Here is an 18060-nt window from a genome sequence, read left to right as displayed (position 1 = left end):
TCCTGGCGGTAGGGATGAGACTTGTAGATGCCGAGAATCTTGAGCTCGGTCGTGAAGAACTCAAGCTCCTCGAGCGCGAGGCGCACATTGCGCGAGGCGGGATGGCCCTCGATGTCGGCGTAGAACTGGCTCGCCGAGAACGTGCCCTCGAGCTGATAGCTTTCAAGCTTCGTCATGTTGACGCCATTGGTGGCGAAACCGCCCAGCGCCTTGTAGAGCGCGGCCGGTACGTTCCGCACACGGAATATGAAGCTCGTGATGACGGGCCCCTCATCCGGCTCGGCGTCGTTCGGCTCGCGCGCCATGATGAGGAAGCGCGTGGTGTTGTGCGCCGCGTCCTCGATGTCGCGCCTGAGAATATCGAGGCCGTAGATCTCGGCCGCGAGTTCGGATGCGATGGCGGCGCGCGACCGGTCGCCCGCATGGGCGATTTCGCGCGCGGAGCCTGCCGTGTCGGCGGCGACCACCGGCTGAAGACCAAGCTCGCGCGTCACCTTGCGGCACTGGCCGAGCGCCATGACATGGCTCTGCACCGTCTTCAGATCGGCAAGGCTCGCCCCCTTCAGCGCGAGAAGCTGATGGCGCACGCGCAGAAAATGCTCGCCGACGATATAGAGCGAGGATTCGGGCAGAAGGTGGTGGATGTCGGCTACGCGGCCGGCGACCGAGTTCTCGATCGGCAGCATCGCAAGGCGCGCCTTCTTCTCGCTGATCGCGGCGAAGACATCCTCGAAGGTCGGGCATGGCAGCTCGACCATGTCCGGGAACGCCTCGCGGCAGGCGATGTGGGAATTGGCGCCGGGCTCGCCCTGAAAGGCGATGATATTTTCCGGACTTGTGGGTGAAGCGCTCGACATGATGGGCAATCTTAGCTGGCGGCAGGGGCGCAGAGCACCGCGCGCGCCTTTTCGAGATCGGCGGGAGTATCGACACCGAGGGGAACCGTGTCAACGAGCGCGACCTCGATCGACATGCCCGCCTCGAGAGCGCGCAACTGCTCGAGCTTCTCGCGCTGCTCGAGCGGCGAGGGCGGCATGGCGACGAAGCGCGCGAGCGCCTCGCGACGGTACCCGTAAAGGCCGATGTGATGGTAATGCGGCCCCTCGCCCCAGGGCGCGGTCGCGCGCGTGAAATAGAGCGCGCGGCCCGACGGCACGCCCGCATGCGCGCCACGGAATGCGATCACCGCCTTCACCACATTGGGATTGGTGCGCTCCTCCTCGACCCTGATCTCGGCGGCGAGCGTCGAAATGTCGGTGCCGGGAATGTCGAGCGCCTCGGCGGCGATGCGGATGAGGGCGGGATCGAGCGTCGGCAGATCTCCCTGCACATTGATGACGACATCGTGGCGCCCCTCCGCGTCCACCACGCCCAGCGCCTGCCAGATTCGGTCGGAACCGGAGGGAAGCTCGGGATCGGTCATGACGGCCTCGCCGCCCGCCGCGGTGACGGCCTCGGCGATCTCGCGCTCGGCCGCGGCGACGACAACGCGCCCGATGCCCGCCTCGGCGGCACGGCGCCAGACCTGGACGATCATCGGCAGGCCGCAAATGTCGGCCAGCGGCTTGCCCGGAAGGCGGGTCGAGGCCATACGGGCGGGAATCACGATAATGGGCTCGCGCGCCATGAAACTCTCTCAATCATCGGGCCTGGCCGGGCCCCGGAAACCGGCCCCGGGCGGGGTGCGGCGGAACGTCGCAAGCGCTGCGGCCCCTCTCCGCATTCCCCAGCGTCCGGCGGAACGGCCAAAGTCTTTGCGTCCGGGCACTTATACGGCTTGCGGCGCGGAGGCGGAAGCGGCTAATCTCCGCGCGATTCAGCGGGGTCTGGCAGGCGCAGCCGCGTCCATTTGACGTATTTCTTGTCCTCTCCACCCCATCTTCCGTAACCGATCCGGGCGGAGCGAGAGCCGATGGATAGTTTTGAATTCAACAAGATCGCGGGCGCAGTTCTGTTTTCGCTGCTCGCTGTGCTCGGCGTGAAGAATCTCGCCGATTACGTCTATTCGACGGAGCCGGCGAACCCCAAGGCGTTCGTCATCGAGGCCGCGGCCACCGAGGGTGGCGAGGCGGCGCCGGCGGCGGCAGCCGCCGAGCCCGAAGTGCCCCTGGCCACGCTTCTGGCCCAGGCCGACCCCAAGGCCGGCGAAGCGGCCGCCAAGAAGTGTCAGGCCTGCCACAATTTCGTCGAAGGCGCGGGCGCGAAGATCGGCCCCGACCTCTACCACGTCGTCGGACGCGATGTGGCGAGCGCGCCGGGCTTCAAATATTCCGACGCCCTGATCAAGAAGGGCGGCAAGTGGACCTTCGAGGAGCTTTCCAAGTTCATCGAGAACCCGCGCGGCGACGTGCCCGGCACGGCCATGGGCTTTGTCGGCATCAAGAAGCCGCAGGAGCGCGCGAACGTCATCGCCTATCTCAACACGCTGGGCTCCAACCTGCCCCTGCCGAAGGCGGAAGAAGCGGCACCCGCGAAATAACGGGCAGCCCGAACGGCGGAAACCGAATGATGAAGCGCCCGGAGCAATTCCGGGCGCTTTTTTCTTGAGCCTGCCGGTTGCTCGAACTTGCCGGCCGGCAAAGCGCAGATGCGCCGCCTGCCCGCAAGGCTCGCGCTCGCCGCAAAAAATAGCCACAATGAGCGCCAAATCTTGAAGCTCGCGGCAGCCCGGCATTTCGCCGGGAAGGTGTCCGCCGCAGGCATTATCCGGGAGGAGAGATGACGTTCAGAAAGGCCGGTATCGCGATGGCGCTCGCGCTCTCGATCGTCGGCGCACAGGGCATCGCGACAGGCGCGAAGGCGGACGGGATCGAGCGTCACGGCGCCTCGCTTTTCGGCGATCTGAAATACGGCCCCGGCTTCAAGCATTTCGACTATGTGAACCCGGCAGCACCCAAGGGCGGCGAGCTGCGCTATGCGGCGCTCGGCACTTTCGACAGCCTCAATGCCTTCATCGTGAAGGGGCAGTCGGCGGCGGGCCTCAGCCTCATCTACGACACGCTCATGGAACCCAGCCTCGACGAGCCGGGCGCCGAATACGGCCTCATCGCCGAAACCATTTCCTACCCGGACGATTTTTCCTCCGTCACCTTCAAGCTGCGGAAAGAGGCACGCTTTCAGGACGGCAGGCCGATCACGCCCGACGATGTGGTCTGGAGCTTCGAGACGCTGAAGAAGCAGAGCCCCTTCTACAACGCCTATTACCGCAACATCGCCAAGGCGGAGAAGATCGGCGCCGACAAGGTGCGCTTCACATTCTCGGTCAAGGGCAACCGCGAACTGCCGCAGATCACGGGCCAGCTGCCCGTGCTGCCGAAGCACTACTGGACGGTGAAGGGCGCGCGGCGCGATGTCTCGCAGACGACGCTCGAGCCGCCGCTCGGCAGCGGCGCCTATCGCATCGCCAAGGTCGTGCCGGGGCGCTCCATCCTCTATGAGCGTGTAAAGGACTATTGGGCGCAGGACCTGCCGGCAAAACTCGGTACGGACAATTTCGACCGGCTGCGCTTCGACTATTACGGCGACCCGACCGTGGCGCAGGAAGCCTTCAAGGCCGATCAGGTCGATTTCCGCCTCGAGAACAGCGCCAAGGCCTGGGCCACCGCCTATGACTTCCCGGCCGTCAAGGATGGCCGCGTCAAGCGCGAGCAGATCAGGACGCGCAATCCCGCCGGCATGCAGGGCTTCGCCTTCAACCTCCGGCGCGAGATCTTTCAGGACGAGCGCGTGCGGGCGGCCTTCGACGAGGCGCTCGATTTCGAGTGGATGAACAAGAACCTCTTCTATGGGCAATATGCGCGGACGGACAGCTACTTCGCCAATTCCGAACTCGCATCGAGCGGTATTCCGCAGGGCGAGGAGCTGAAGCTGCTTGAACCCTTCCGCAAGGAGCTGCCACCCGAACTCTTCACCACGCCCTACAGCAATCCGAAGACGGACGGTTCCGGCAACAACCGCGCCAATCTGCGCCGCGCGGCGGAACTGCTCGACGCCGCCGGCTGGAAGATCGCCAACGGCCAGCGCATGAAGGACGGCAAGCCGCTCGCCGTCGAATTCCTGCTCGCCGATCCGCTCTTCGAGCGCGTGGTTGGCCCCTACAAGCAATCACTCGAGCGGCTCGGCATCAAGGTCACGCTCAGAACCGTCGACACGGCGCAATATCAGAACCGCGTCGACAATCGCGACTTCGACATCATCGTGCAGTCCTTCGGCCAGTCGCTTTCGCCCGGCAACGAGCAGCGCGACTTCTGGGGCTGCGATGCGGCCAAGGTGCCGGGCAGCCGCAACGTGATCGGCATCTGCGATCCGGTCGTCGAAAAGCTCATCGACCGCGTCATCTTCGCGACGAGCCGGGCGGAACTTCTGGCGGCGGCGCATGCGCTCGACCGCGTGCTTCTCTGGCGCCATTACGTCGTGCCGCAATGGTATTCGCCTTTCGACCGTGTCGCCTATTGGGCGCGGCTCGGCCATCCGCAGACATTGCCGCCCTATTCCATCGGCTTCCCCTCCATCTGGTGGTACGACGCGAGCGGCAGGGCCGCGGCCGCCAGGGCGCCACAGAAGCCATGATGCCGCGTTCCGGTTTTCCGCGCCGCACCGTGCTCGGCCTCATGGGCGCGAGCCTCGGCCTGACATTCCTGCCGGGCCGCCTGCGCGCACAGACCAAGGGCGCGGATACGGGAAGGCGGCACGGGCTCTCGGTCTTCGGCGAACTCAAATATGCCGAGGGCTTCCCGCATTTCGACTATGTGAACCCGGCAGCGCCGAAGGGCGGCACGCTTTCGCAAATGCCCGCGACCGGCGCCTATAACGCTTCGCTTCTCACCTTCGACACGCTCAACGGCTACATCCTCAAGGGCAACGCGCCGCCCGCTCTCGATCTCATCTTCGATACGCTGATGGCGCGCGCCTATGACGAGGAAGACGCGCTTTATGGCCTCGTCGCCGAAAGCGTCGAGATCGCGGAAAAGGGCAAGCGCTTCACCTTCCATCTGCGCGATGCCGCGCGCTTCCATGACGGCACGCCGCTCACGGCGGAGGATGCGGCCTTTTCCTTCATGCTGCTCAAGGAAAAGGGACACCCGCTCATCTCGATCAATCTGCGCGAGATGAAGCGGGCAAAGGCGCTCGACCAGCGGACCCTTCTCATCGAATTCACGGGCGACCAGACGCGCGACCTGCCGCTTCTCATCGCTGGCGGGCTGCCCATTTTTTCCAAGGCCTGGTACACGGCGAACAAATTCGAGGAAACGACGCTGACGCCGCCGCTCGGCAGCGGGCCCTACAGGATCGGCGACTTCAAGCCCGGCAACTTCATCACCTACCAGCGCGTGCCGGACTATTGGGCGCGCGATCTCAACGTGAATGTCGGCCAGTGGAACTTCGACCGCATCCGCTTCGAATTCTTCCGTGACCGGACGGCGGGCTTCGAAGCCTTCAGCGCGGGCCAGTATCTCTTCCGCGAGGAATTCACCTCGAAGGTCTGGGCGACGCAGTACAACTTCCCCGCGGTCAAGGACGGGCGCGTCAAACTCGCAACGCTTCCCGACCACACGCCTTCCGGCGCGCAAGGCTGGTTCATCAACACGCGGCGCGAGAAATTCGCGGACCCGCGCGTGCGCGAAGCGCTGACGCTCGCCTTCGATTTCGAATGGACGAACAAGAACCTCTTCTACGGGCTCTACAAGCGCACATCGAGCTTCTTTGAAAATTCGCCCATGCGCGCGGAAGGCGCGCCCTCGCCCGACGAACTCAGGATCCTCGATCCCTGGCGCGACCGGCTTCCTCCCGCCGTTTTCGGACCTGCCGTCACCGCGCCGGTGAGCGACGGCACGGGGCAGGACCGCAAGCTCCTGCGCCGGGCGGCGGAACTCCTCGACGAAGCGGGGTGGAAGATTTCAGGCGGCCAGCGGCGGAACGCGAAAGGCGAGGTACTCAGCGTCGAGTTTCTGGGCGACGACCCCGTCTTCCAGCGCGTCGAGGGGCCCTATATCAAGAACCTCAAGCTCCTCGGCATCGCCGCGCAGTCGCGGCTCGTCGACTCGGCGCAGTTTCAGGACCGGCTCAAGAAATACGATTTCGACCTCATCGTGCAGCGTTACTCGATGGGGCTCACGCCCGGCATCGAGATGCGCGCCTATTGGGGCTCGGAATTCGCCAGGACGGAGGGAAGCCGCAATCTTTCCGGCATCGTCGATCCCGCGATCGACGCCCTGATCGAGAAGGTGATCGCAGCCGGCACGAGGCCGGACCAGACCGTCGCCGCAAGGGCGCTCGACCGCGTGCTCAGGGCGGGGCATTACTGGATTCCGCAATGGCACAAGGCGAGCTACACACTCGCCTATTGGGATATCTACGACACGCCGAAGGTCCTTGCGAAATACGATCGCGGCGTCGAGCGCACATGGTGGGTCGATATGGCGAAGGCAAAAAGGCTGGGGCTGAAGGGATAGACGGATGGCAGCCTATATTGCGCGGCGCATTCTGCTGATGGTCCCGACCATCCTCGGCATCATGTTCATTGCCTTCGTCATCGTGCAGTTTGCGCCGGGCGGGCCGATCGAGCGCATCGTGGCGCAGCTTTCCGGCACCGAGGTCTCAGCGACGGCGCGGATCGGCGGCGGGGGAAGCGACTTTTCGCAAGGCGCGGGCGGCGCGGCCGACGCCGCGCTCAACAGCAAATATCGCGGCGCACGCGGGCTCGATCCCGAATTCATTAAACAGCTCGAAGTGCAGTTCGGCTTCGACAAGCCCTGGTACGAGCGCTTCGGCAAGATGATCTGGGACTATGCGCGTTTCGACTTCGGCAAGAGCTACTTCCGCGACATAGGCGTGCTCGATCTCATTCTCGAGAAAATGCCGGTCTCGATCTCGCTCGGCCTGTGGACGACGCTGCTGACCTATCTCATCTCCATTCCGCTCGGCATCGCCAAGGCGATGCGCGAGGGCTCCCGCTTCGACCTGTGGACGAGCGCGCTCATCATCGTCGGCTATGCCATTCCGGGCTTTCTCTTCGCGATCTTCCTCATCGTGCTTTTCGCGGGCGGCTCCTACTGGTCGATCTTCCCGCTTCGCGGCCTTACATCGGACGACTGGTCGAACCTTTCGCTCGCGGGCAAGGCGGTCGATTATCTCTGGCACATCGTGCTGCCCGTGACGGCGATGATGATCGGCGGCTTCGCCACCTCGACGCTTCTCACCAAGAACTCGTTTCTCGACGAGATCAGGAAGCAATATGTGACGACGGCGCGTGCCAAGGGCCTGAGCGAGCGTCAGGTGCTCTACGGGCATGTTTTCCGCAACGCCATGCTCATCGTCATCGCCGGATTTCCCGGCGCCTTCATCGGCGCATTCTTCTCCGGCTCGATCCTCATCGAGACGATCTTCTCGCTCGACGGGCTCGGGCTTCTCTCCTACGAGTCGATCGTCAACCGCGACTACCCCGTCGTCTTCGCGACGCTCTATGTCTTCGGCCTGCTGGGGCTCGTCGTCGCGCTGATTTCCGACCTGACCTATACCTGGGTCGATCCACGCATCGACTTCGAGACGAGGGAGGTCTGAGGTGCGGCTCTTCGGCGGACGGTTCACCCTCAGCCCCATCAACAGGCGGCGCTGGCGCAACTTCAAGGCCAACCGGCGCGGCTATTGGAGCCTGTGGCTCTTCGTCATCCTTTTCGTTGTCTCGCTCTTCGCGGAGTTCATCGCCAACGACAAGCCGCTGCTCGTGACCTATGAGGGCTCGGCCTATTTCCCCGTCTTCGTCTCCTACCCCGAGACGGAATTCGGCGGCGAGTTCCAGACGGAAGCGGATTACCGCGATCCTTACGTGCAGAAGCTCATCAGTGACAAGGGCGGGCACATCATCTGGCCGCCGGTCCGCTACGACTACCGCACCATCAATCTCAACCTGCCGGTGCCCGCGCCCGCGCCGCCAAGCAGCGAGAACTGGCTCGGTACCGACGATCAGGGGCGCGACGTCACCGCGCGCCTCATCTACGGCTTCCGGATCTCGGTGCTCTTCGGCCTCATTCTCGCGGGCGCGTCTTCCGTCATCGGCATTGCGGCGGGCGCCGTGCAGGGTTTCTTCGGCGGCTGGACGGATCTTATCTTCCAGCGCTTCATCGAAATCTGGACGAGCGTGCCGACGCTCTATCTTCTCATCATCCTCGCTTCGATGTTCGAGCCGAATTTCTGGCTGCTGCTCGGCATATTGCTCGCCTTCCACTGGGTTTCGCTCGTCGGGCTCGTGCGCGCGGAATTCCTGCGCGGGCGAAATTTCGAATATGTGAACGCGGCCCGCGCGCTCGGACTTTCCAACACGACCATCATCTTCAAGCATCTGCTGCCGAATGCGATGGTGGCGACCATCACCTTCATGCCCTTCATTCTCAATTCGTCGATCACCACCCTCACCTCGCTCGACTTTCTCGGCTTCGGCCTGCCGCCGGGCTCGGCCTCGCTCGGCGAATTGCTGGCGCAGGGCAAGGCCAATCTTCAGGCGCCCTGGCTCGGCCTCACCGGCTTCTTCTCCATCGCGGTGATGCTGAGCCTTCTCATCTTCATCGGCGAGGCCGTGCGCGACGCCTTCGATCCCCGCAAGGTGATGCAATGAGCGCGGAGAAACCCCTGATCGAGGTCAAGGACCTTTCCGTCGCCTTCCGCAGCGACGGGCGCGAGACACTGGCGGTCGACCGCATCTCCTTCGATATCAGGTGCGGCGAAACGGTGGCGCTGGTCGGCGAATCGGGCTCGGGAAAATCCGTGTCGGCGCTCTCGATCATGCAGCTCCTGCCCTATCCGCAAGCGTCACACCCCTCGGGCGAAATCATGTTCGAGGGCCGGAATCTCGTTGGCGCCGATGAGCGCACCATGCGCTCGATCCGCGGCAACCGCATCACAATGGTGTTTCAGGAGCCGATGACCTCGCTCAATCCGCTCCACACCATCGAACGGCAGGTGGGCGAGGTGCTCTCGCTTCACAAGGGACTGCGCGGGCCGGCCATCCGCGCGCGCGTCATCGAACTGCTGAAGAAGGTCGGCATCCACGATCCCGAGACGCGGCTCGGCGCCTATCCGCACCAGCTCTCCGGCGGCCAGCGCCAGCGCGTGATGATCGCCATGGCGCTTGCCAACGAGCCTGACCTTCTCATCGCGGACGAGCCGACGACCGCCCTCGATGTCACCGTGCAGGCGCAGATTCTCGAGCTTCTCAACGAGCTGAAGCGCGAGATGGGCATGGCGCTGCTGCTCATCACCCATGATCTCGGCATCGTGCGGAAGATGGCCGATCGCGTTTCGGTGATGACGGGCGGCAAGATCGTGGAACAGGGGCTGACGGAAGACGTGTTCGCCCGGCCGCAGCACGACTATACGCGGCACCTTCTCGCATCCGAGCCCAAGGGCCGCGCGCTTGGCGGGCGAGCGGACGCGCCCCTCGTCATGGAAGCCGAACGCCTCAAGGTCTGGTTTCCGATCAGGAAGGGCTTTTTCCGCCGGACGGTCGGCCATGTGAAAGCGGTGGACGATGTTTCGATCCGCATCCGCGAGGGGCGCACGCTCGGCGTCGTGGGCGAATCCGGCTCGGGCAAGACGACGCTGGGGCTCGCGCTGCTCCGCCTCATTTCGAGCGAGGGCGATATCCGCTTTCGCGGCCAGGCGATCGACGGGCTGCAATCGGCGGAGCTTCGCCCCTTGCGCAAGGAAATGCAGATCGTCTTTCAGGACCCCTATGGTTCGCTCAGCCCCCGGCTCTCGGTCGCGCAGATCGTCGAGGAGGGCCTCATCGTGCAGAGGGCGGGGCTCAGCGCCAGCGAGCGGCGGGCCCTCGTTTCGGAAGCCCTTGCCGAAGTCGGCCTCGATCCGGCCATGCAGGACCGTTATCCGCATGAATTCTCGGGCGGCCAGCGCCAGCGCATCGCCATCGCCCGGGCCATGGCGCTCAAACCGCGCTTCGTCATGCTCGACGAGCCGACCTCCGCGCTCGACATGTCCGTGCAGGCGCAGATCGTCGATCTCCTGCGCGAATTGCAGCGCAAGCACGATCTTGCCTATCTCTTCATCAGTCACGACTTGCGCGTGGTGCGCGCGCTCGCCGATGACATCATGGTGATGCGCGACGGCAAGGTGGTCGAGGCGGGAACGGCGGACGAGGTTTTCGATGCGCCGAAGACCGACTACACGAGAGCGCTGCTTGCGGCCGCTTTCGAGCTTCGCGCGGCGGAGAAAAATGCGGTGAACGCCTGAGGCGTTCCGGCGTCAGCGGCGCGCGAGGCGTTTCACCGTCGTCACATGCCCCGCCGTGCGCGCGATGCGCGCCATGGCGATGTCGAGCCGTTCGATCTCCACGCGCATGTGGAAGGCATTGGCGTGGATGATGCGTTCGCCATCGACCATGATGGCGACATGCCCTTTCCAGAAGACGAGATCGCCACGTTGCAGCGAGGTGAAGTCGATCGGTTCAGGCAGATTTTCGCCGAGCGTCGCTTCCTGGAGATCCGTGTCGCGCAGCGAGGAGATGCCGGCCCGCTCGAGCGATGCCTGCACGAGGCCCGAGCAATCGAGGCCGGTGCTCTCGCGCCCGCCCCAGAGATAGGGCACGCCGAGATGCTCTTCGGCGACGCTCACGAAGTCGCGCACATGCGCGCCGACAGGCGCCAGATGCCGGGTGAAGATCCAGCCGCCACGCTCGATCTCGCTATAGTCGCCGCGCGCGCCGATGACGCGCACCTTGGCGTTGAGGCCGAGCGGCATGGCGGGGCGCGTCTTGAGATCGGCTTCCGGATAGATGAAGGTCCGCAGCGCCGCGACCACATGCGTCGGCTTGTAGGGCTTCGGGCCGAGCGCCTTCGCCTCGACATAGCCGACATAATCGTCATGGGCCGACTGGCCCCAGGCAAAACCGCCCTTTTCCTCGTAGACGCGGAAGGTCTCGCCGAAGAGAAGCTGGGTGTCCATCGGCGCATCGGCATCGGGACGGACGAGCAGCGGGGCGCAGGCGATCTTCACCTGCCGGTCCTCGCCTTCGACGAAGCGTTCCGCCTTGACCTCGCCGCGCAGATAGGCGGCGGCAAGGTCCTCCCTGTAGGGATTGATGCGCCGGTCGGGGCCCTTGGTGCGGCTCATGCGTCGAGCCTCCCGGCCATGCCGGTGACGAGATCGGCGAAATCGCGCAGGAACACCGAGCCCTTGACGGTGCGCTGCACGAGCACGTTGCGGCGATCGATCTCGTCGCGCTTGCGCTTGAGAAGATCGAGCGCGCCCAGCGTGTCGAGGGCGCGGGTGATGGCGGGCTTGGACACATTGAGCGAGGAGGCAAGGCCGCGCACGGTATGCGGCGGAGGCGTCAGATAGACGGTCAGCAATATGGCGAGCTGACGGGAGGACAGGTCCGGGCCATCACGGCGGACCGTCTCCAGCACCACATTCTGCCAAAGCGCGAGCGCCTGCACCGGCTTGAGCTCCAGAGCCATTCGCCTTCCCCCACCGTTCCTCGCGGCAGCCGGTCCCACCCGGCTTCCGTTTCGGCTCCGGATCAGTCTAGAGGGCAAATCCTCGGGGGCAAGCGGCTTCTCACCCGTAGCGGCGCCTGAGCAGGTCGAAGAGCGCGCGGATGCCCTGCGCCTCGCCGCCCACGGGGCGGCCCGGCTTCGCCTTGGGGCACCAGCCATAAATGTCGAGATGGACCCACGCCTTCGACTTCTCGACGAAACGGCGCAGGAAGAGCGCCGCCGTGATCGAGCCCGCGAAGGGACCATCCGAGACATGGTTCACATCGGCGATCTTGCTGTCGAGCCAGCCGTCATAGGGCCGCCAGAGCGGCAGACGCCAGAGCGGATCGGCCTCGCGCGCCGCCGCCTCTGCGAGCTCGGCGGCGAGCGTGTCGTCGTCCGTATAGAAGGGCGGCAGGTCGGGGCCGAGCGCGGTGCGCGCGGCGCCCGTCAGCGTCGCCATGTCGATGATGAGGTCCGGCGCCTCGCTGTCGGCCTCGGCGAGCGCATCGGCAAGGATGAGCCTGCCTTCGGCATCGGTGTTGCCGATCTCGACCGAGAGGCCCTTGCGGCTCTTCAGAACATCGCCGGGCCGGAACGAATTGCCGGAGACGCTGTTCTCGACCGCCGGAATGAGGACCCGGAGGCGAATATCCAGCTTCGACTCCATGATGAGCCGGGCGAGCGCCAAGACATTCGCCGCGCCGCCCATGTCCTTCTTCATCAGCAGCATGGCGCTCGAGGGCTTGAGGTCGAGCCCGCCCGAGTCGAAACAGACGCCCTTGCCGACAAGCGTCACCCTCGGCGCATCGGCGCGCCCCCAGGTGAAATCGACGAGGCGCGGCGCGACGGCGGAAGCGCGGCCCACGGCATGCACCATCGGGTAGTTCCGGGCGAGGAGATCGTCGCCCACGATCACGCTCGCCTTCGCATCGGCCGCGCGCGCCACTTCGAGCGCTGCATCGGCGAGATCGGCGGGGCCCATGTCGTTTGTCGGCGTATTGATGAGGTCGCGCGCGAGGAAGACCGCCCGCGCCTGCCGGCTCACCTCCTCGCCGCCGACGCCTTCCGGCAGGACGAGACGCGGCCACTCGCGGATCTTGCCCGTGTAGCGGGTGAAGGCATAGGTGCCGAGCGCGAAGCCCAGCGCCGCCTTCGCGCCATCGGCCACGTGACCGGCGAACCTGTAGGTCTGCACGGGCAGCACGGCGGCAAGCGCGCCTGTCGCGAAGGGATCGGAGCCGTCGCCAAGACCGAGAAGCGCGCCGCCAAGGCCGCCCGACCCGTCAGGCAGCATCAGCACCTTGCCGACGTCGCCCTTGAAGCCCGACGTCTCGACCCAGGCGGCGCCGGCGCCCGCATGTTCCGCACACCAGGATTTCACATCCCCGGCGCGCAGAAGCCAGACCGGGATTGCGGCCGCGTCCTTCTTCGTCACAAAAATATCGAGCATTCCCGTTCATCCCCGCTTTGCCGCGCGCGGCGGAAACCTTATAGAGGGGAGGAGGGCCCCGCAACGCTTGCAGCAAGGACGGAGGGTTTCGATGGGACAGCCGGATTTCGAACTCGTCATCGGCGACAAGAACTGGTCGAGCTGGAGCCTGCGCCCCTGGCTCGCGATGAAGGTCGCAGGCATTCCCTTCCGTGAAATCGAAATCCGCCTCCGGCAGGAGGACACCAAGGCGCAGGCGCTGCGCCATTCGCCCTCAGGCTTCATTCCGGTGCTCAAATGGCAGGGCAACGCCATCTGGGACTCGCTTGCGATCTCCGAAACGCTGGCCGATCTCTTCCCCGAAAAGAAGCTCTGGCCCGAAGACCCGGTCGCGCGCGCGATGGCGCGCAGCGCCGCCGCCGAGATGCATTCGGGCTTTCCCGATCTGCGACGCGACATGTCCATGGACATCGTGAGCCGCCTGCCCGGCGAAGGCCATAGCGAGGGGGCGCTCGCCAATGCGCGGCGCGTCGTCGAACTCTGGGGCTCCCTGCGCGCGCGCTTCGGCCGCGCGGCGGCCGGCGATCAGGGCTTTCTCTTCGGCCATTTCACCATTGCCGATGCCATGTACGCCCCCGTCGTCACGCGTTTCCGCACCTATGGCGTCGATGTCTCGAAGCTCGGCGACAATGATGGCACGGCAAGAGCCTATATGGACCTCATGCTCGGACTTCCCGCCGTTCTCGAATGGGAAGAAGGCGCGCGCAAGCAGATGGCGGCGCGCACCGCCTAGAAAAGCCAGACTTTCCGCGCGCAAATATAATTAATCATTTCTTGAGGGGTGTGGGTTCACACTCCCGGCGATGACCCGTCCGCCATTGACCGGGACACGCCATGGAAAACGAAACCACGAAATTTCACGCGCCTCGCCTCGCCCGCCTTGCGGCCGCGGTAACGCTCACTTCGGTGCTCGCGCTTGGCGGCTGCGCCAGCACGTCGGGCACGGGTGAGAGCGCGAAGCCGGCAAGCTCCGCCACCTCCTCGACGCCGGCCATGTCCGCGCGCAGCGACGACGCGGTGAAGGACGCCGCCGTCACCGCCACGAAGACGCAGGACCATGTCGCCGCCGCTGCCTATTGGGGCGAGCTTTACGACCGGCATCCCGACAATATCGAGGCGGCGCTCAACTATTCGCGCTCGCTCCGTCAGATCGGCTCCATCTCGCAGGCCGCGAATGCGATGCAGCGCGTCCATACGCTCAACCCCGACAATGCGGACGTTCTCGCCGAATACGGCAAGGTGCTCGCCGCGAGCGGGCGGCCCGATCAGGCGATCGGCTATCTCTCGCGCGCGGCGCGGCAGAACCCGAAGGACTGGACGATCCTTTCGGCCGAGGGCGTGGCGCTCGACCAGATGGGACGCTATGGCGAGGCACAGCAGAAATACAATGCGGCACTCGCCCTCGACCCCGGCAATCCTTCCGTGCTCGCCAATCTCGGCCTCTCTTATGTGCTGGAAGGCAATCTCGACACGGCGGAGCAGGTGCTGCGGAAGGCCGTCGCCGATCCGCGCGCGACCGCGAGCACCCGGCAGAACCTCGCCATCGTGCTCGGCCTCAAGGGAAATTTCGAGGAAGCAACACGGCTTGCGCGCGCCGATCTTCCCGCAAGCGTCGCGGAAAACAACATCGCCTATCTCAAGGAGATGATGAACCAGCCCGCGATCTGGAAGCAGATGGAAACGCTGAACGGCGCGCCTGCTGCGACGCCCGCCTCCACCTCGACGCAGTGAAGCGGGACGAGCTCCACAAAAGAGGCGCCCATCACGGGCGCCTTTTTTCGTTGCGGCGTCTCGCGCTTCAGGACAGATGCAGAACCTTGATCGCAGCCGGGCCGAGAATGACGCAGAAGAGCACCGGCAGGAAGAAGCTGATCATCGGCACGGTGAGCTTGGGCGGAAGGCTCGCGGCCTTCTTCTCGGCTTCGGCCATGCGCATGTCGCGATTTTCCTGCGCCATCACGCGCAGTGCCATGCCGAGCGGCGTGCCGTAGCGCTCCGCCTGAATGAGGCTGGTGACGACGGCCTTCACGCCCGGCAGGCCGGTGCGCGTACCGAGATTTTCATAAGCCTTGCGCCGCTCCTGAAGATAGGAAAGCTCGGCGGTCGTCACGGTCAGTTCTTCGGCAAGCTCCACGGACTGGCTGCCGACTTCCGCCGCGACCTTGGCGAACGCCGCCTCGACCGACATGCCGGATTCGACGCAGATCAGCAGAAGATCGAGCGCGTCGGGAAAGGCCTTCTTGATCGATTCCTGGCGCCGCGCGATGACGTTCTGAACGAAGACGTTCGGCAGATAGAAGCCGATGAACGCACCGGCCGCCGCAACCGCGAAACGCGCCATCGTCTCGAGCCCGAAGCTGTTGATCGCATAGAGATAGACCAGCACCACGACGAAGAGCAGCGGCGGCATGACGAAGCGGAAGAAGATGAAGGTGTAGATCGGCGCCTGGCCGCGGAAACCGGCCTGGCGCAGCTTCTCCCTGATGGCCTCGTTTTCGAGCATCTTGCCGCGGCCGAAACGCTCCACGATCTCCTTGACGAAGCCCTTGGGCGTGTGGCGCAGGCGCGTCTTCTCATTCGACATCTGCTCGCGGAATTTCTGTCGCAGCGCCTCGCGCTCGGTCGCCACGGCCTTCATGCGCGCGCCGAGCTTGTCGGTCGCGACGAGCGGCATGGCGAGCGTCAGGATCGTCGCAAACGCCGCGACGCCGACGAGCAGCATCACGGCGGTTTCGGGATTCATGGCTGACGCGAGGAGAGAATACATAGCCGGTCCTAGATATTGAAATTGATCATCTTGCGCATGACGAGAATTCCGATCCCCATCCAGATCAAGCCGCCGACGATGATCATGTTGCCGGAGGTCGTCGTCAGAAGCGGGTCGAGATAGTTCGGCGCCGTGAAATAGAGCATCAGCATCACGGCGGGCGGCAGCGAACCGATGATCGCGGCGGAGGATTTCGCTTCCTGTGAGATCGCCTGAATCTTGGCGCGCATCCTCTTGCGGTCGCGCAGCACCTTGGAAAGATTGCCAAGCGCCTCGGCGAGATTGCCGCCCGTCTTCTGCTGGATCGCAATGACGATCTGGAAGAAGTTCACTTCCGCGAGCGGCATGCGCTCATAGACCTTGGCCAGCCCCTGTTCGAGCGACACGCCGACGCGTTGCCCCTCCACGAGATCGCGGAATTCGGTGCGGACGGGCTCGGCCGACTCGCTCGAAATGATCTTCAGACAGTCGTTGATCGGAAGGCCGGCCTTGACGCCGCGAACGATGACGTCGATCGCATTGGCGAATTCCTCGAGAAAGGCGTTCTGCCGCCGCTTGATCAGAAAGGAGAGAACCCAGCGCGGCAGGCCGAAGCCCGCGGCAAAGGCGCCCGCGAGCGCCACGATCGGCGAGAAGCCGGACAGCAGCAGGATCGCCGCGAAGACGAAGCCCGAAACCGCGCTCATGATGTAGAAGCTCTTCGGCGTCAGCTCGAGGCCCGCGCGCTCGATACGAACGCGCAGCGTCACCTTCTGTTCTTCCTTCTGCTTCTGTTCAAGAGACTTCAGCGTCTCCTGAACCTGCTTGCGACGCTTGTCGGCGTTGTCGCCGTCATTGTCCAATGCGCGGCGCGACTTCTGGCGGTCCGAGCCGGCCATCCGCGCCATGCGCTGCGAGCTTCTGCTCTCCCCGCCCACAAAGACGAAGCCGATGCCGCCGATGCAAAGCGCCGCGAGAAGGGCGATGCCGAAAATCAGAAGCGTAGTCTGGTCCATAACCTCTCGTCCGTTCAGCCCGTCTAGCCTTGCGCGCGATCGAGCGCGGCGGCAAGCGCGTGGTGCTGATTGTAGTAGCGGGCGCGCTCCCAGAATGCGGGGCGCGCGATGCCCGTCGATTTGTGCCTGCCCCGCAGGCGGCCGGTCTCGTCCTCGCCTTCGATGTCATAGACAAAGAGATCCTGCGTGATGATGACCTCGCCTTCCGTGCCGAGCACTTCGGTGATGTGGGTGATGCGGCGCGAGCCGTCGCGCAGGCGCGCGGCCTGGACGATGACGTCGATCGAGCCGGTTATCATCTCGCGGATGGTTCTCGATGGGAGATTGTAGCCTCCCATCGTGATCATGCCTTCCAGACGCGACAGGGCCTCGCGCGGGCTGTTCGCGTGGAGAGTTCCCATCGAGCCGTCATGGCCGGTGTTCATCGCCTGAAGAAGATCGAAGGCTTCAGGTCCGCGCACCTCGCCGACGATGATGCGCTCGGGCCGCATGCGCAGACAGTTGCGCACCAGTTCCGTCATGGTGATCTGCCCCTGCCCTTCGAGATTGGGTGGGCGCGTCTCGAGGCGCACCACATGAGGCTGCTGGAGCTGAAGTTCGGCGGCGTCCTCGCAGGTGATGACGCGCTCATCGGAATCGATGAAGCCGGTGAGGCAGTTCAGAAGCGTGGTCTTGCCCGAACCCGTGCCGCCAGAAATGAGCACGTTGCAGCGCACCTTGCCGATGATGCCGAGCACTTCGGCGCCCTCCGGCGAAATCGAACCGAATTCGACGAGATCCTTCATCTGGAGCTTGTCGCGGCGGAATTTGCGGATGGTGAGCGCCGGGCCGTCGATGGCGAGCGGCGGCACGATGACGTTGACGCGGCTGCCATCGGGCAGGCGCGCGTCGCAGATCGGGCTTGCCTCGTCGACGCGGCGGCCGACCTGGCTCACGATGCGCTGGCAGATGTTCATGAGCTGGCTGTTGTCGCGGAAGCGCACGCCCGTCAGCTCGACCTTGCCGCCGACTTCGATGAAGGTGCGGTCCGCGCCATTGACCATGATGTCGGCGATGTCGTCGCGAGCGAGCAGCGGCTCCAGCGGCCCATAGCCGAGCACGTCATTGCAGATGTCCTGAAGCAGGGCTTCCTGCTCGGAGATCGACATGACGACATTCTTGATCGAGAGGATCTCGTTGACGATGTCGCGGATTTCCTCGCGCGCGCTTTCCGCATCGAGCTGTGCGAGCTGGGTGAGGTCGATCGTGTCGATCAGCGCGTTGAAGATCGTCGTCTTGATCTGATAGTAGTTTTCCGAGCGCTGATCCGGGAGCCTCGGC

Annotated in this window: 16 protein-coding genes; 8 read left to right on the top strand and 8 right to left on the bottom strand. The window is 64.7% G+C overall.

Annotated features, from left to right (window positions below; translation table 11 throughout):
* Together WBG82_RS11265 and WBG82_RS11260 are read right to left on the bottom strand one after the other, a co-directional pair.
* Positions 1-857: prephenate dehydratase (locus WBG82_RS11265; protein ID WP_424424624.1), on the bottom strand; the 857-nt coding region annotated here is incomplete at its 3' end.
* An 11-nt stretch (positions 858-868) separates the two neighbouring features.
* Positions 869-1627 carry a 3-deoxy-manno-octulosonate cytidylyltransferase gene (locus tag WBG82_RS11260; RefSeq protein ID WP_424424623.1) on the bottom strand — a complete coding sequence of 253 codons (759 nt, stop codon included), beginning with the start codon at positions 1625-1627 and terminating at the stop codon, positions 869-871.
* A gap of 285 nt (positions 1628-1912) precedes the next feature.
* Here WBG82_RS11260 and WBG82_RS11255 point away from each other — a divergent pair, with 285 nt between their 5' ends.
* The 6 genes from WBG82_RS11255 to WBG82_RS11230 all read left to right on the top strand — a co-directional run bounded on the left by WBG82_RS11255 (position 1913) and on the right by WBG82_RS11230 (position 10242).
* Positions 1913-2479, top strand: a complete 567-nt coding sequence (locus tag WBG82_RS11255) for a c-type cytochrome (RefSeq protein WP_424424622.1) — start codon at positions 1913-1915, stop codon at positions 2477-2479.
* Between the two features lie 239 nt (positions 2480-2718).
* Positions 2719-4569 carry an extracellular solute-binding protein gene (locus tag WBG82_RS11250; protein WP_424424621.1) on the top strand — a complete coding sequence of 617 codons (1851 nt, stop codon included), beginning with the start codon at positions 2719-2721 and terminating at the stop codon, positions 4567-4569.
* Positions 4566-6452, top strand: coding sequence for an extracellular solute-binding protein (locus WBG82_RS11245; protein ID WP_424424620.1), 1887 nt, complete (start codon positions 4566-4568; stop codon positions 6450-6452). Before WBG82_RS11250 ends, WBG82_RS11245 begins: the two co-directional genes overlap by 4 nt.
* 4 nt (positions 6453-6456) lie before the next feature.
* The gene (locus WBG82_RS11240; protein ID WP_424424619.1) at positions 6457-7560 is read left to right on the top strand and encodes a microcin C ABC transporter permease YejB; all 1104 of its coding nucleotides are present in this window, start codon (positions 6457-6459) and stop codon (positions 7558-7560) included.
* A gap of 1 nt (position 7561) precedes the next feature.
* Positions 7562-8611, top strand: coding sequence for an ABC transporter permease (locus WBG82_RS11235; protein WP_424424618.1), 1050 nt, complete (start codon positions 7562-7564; stop codon positions 8609-8611).
* Positions 8608-10242 (top strand): ABC transporter ATP-binding protein, encoded by a 1635-nt coding sequence (locus tag WBG82_RS11230; protein ID WP_424424617.1) that lies wholly within the window; start codon positions 8608-8610, stop codon positions 10240-10242. The genes WBG82_RS11235 and WBG82_RS11230 overlap by 4 nt, the downstream gene beginning before the upstream one ends.
* A 12-nt stretch (positions 10243-10254) precedes the next feature.
* Here WBG82_RS11230 and WBG82_RS11225 read toward each other — a convergent pair whose 3' ends face one another.
* The 3 genes from WBG82_RS11225 to WBG82_RS11215 form a co-directional block, all read right to left on the bottom strand.
* On the bottom strand, positions 10255-11121 hold the full coding sequence (locus WBG82_RS11225; protein WP_424424616.1) for a C40 family peptidase: 867 nt from the start codon (positions 11119-11121) through the stop codon (positions 10255-10257).
* Positions 11118-11468: a MarR family transcriptional regulator gene (locus tag WBG82_RS11220; RefSeq protein WP_424424615.1), complete on the bottom strand. Its 351-nt coding sequence runs from the start codon at positions 11466-11468 to the stop codon at positions 11118-11120. Before WBG82_RS11220 ends, WBG82_RS11225 begins: the two co-directional genes overlap by 4 nt.
* Before the next feature lie 100 nt (positions 11469-11568).
* Entirely contained in the window at positions 11569-12939 is a 1371-nt protein-coding gene (locus WBG82_RS11215; protein ID WP_424424614.1) for a leucyl aminopeptidase family protein, read from the bottom strand.
* Positions 12940-13030: 91 nt separating this feature from the next.
* Between WBG82_RS11215 and WBG82_RS11210 the strand changes: the two genes are divergently transcribed.
* Both WBG82_RS11210 and WBG82_RS11205 read left to right on the top strand, forming a co-directional pair.
* Positions 13031-13711, top strand: a complete 681-nt coding sequence (locus tag WBG82_RS11210) for a glutathione S-transferase family protein (protein ID WP_424424613.1) — start codon at positions 13031-13033, stop codon at positions 13709-13711.
* Positions 13712-13812: 101 nt separating this feature from the next.
* Entirely contained in the window at positions 13813-14709 is an 897-nt protein-coding gene (locus tag WBG82_RS11205; RefSeq protein WP_424424612.1) for a tetratricopeptide repeat protein, read from the top strand.
* Between the two features lie 67 nt (positions 14710-14776).
* Here WBG82_RS11205 and WBG82_RS11200 read toward each other — a convergent pair whose 3' ends face one another.
* The 3 genes from WBG82_RS11200 to WBG82_RS11190 all read right to left on the bottom strand — a co-directional run.
* Complete coding sequence (locus WBG82_RS11200) at positions 14777-15721, bottom strand: type II secretion system F family protein (protein ID WP_424424611.1); 945 nt, start codon at positions 15719-15721, stop codon at positions 14777-14779.
* A gap of 32 nt (positions 15722-15753) precedes the next feature.
* Complete coding sequence (locus WBG82_RS11195) at positions 15754-16740, bottom strand: type II secretion system F family protein (RefSeq protein WP_424424610.1); 987 nt, start codon at positions 16738-16740, stop codon at positions 15754-15756.
* A gap of 23 nt (positions 16741-16763) precedes the next feature.
* Positions 16764-18060 (bottom strand): CpaF family protein (locus WBG82_RS11190; RefSeq protein ID WP_424424609.1); only part of this gene is annotated, 1297 nt, incomplete at its 5' end.

It is taken from the genome of Parvibaculum sp. (assembly GCF_049671045.1).
In the GTDB taxonomy this organism is placed as follows: Bacteria; Pseudomonadota; Alphaproteobacteria; order Parvibaculales; family Parvibaculaceae; genus Parvibaculum.
The sequence above is the reverse complement of the archived record's forward strand: the minus strand, read 5'-3'. Positions and strand labels throughout refer to the sequence as shown.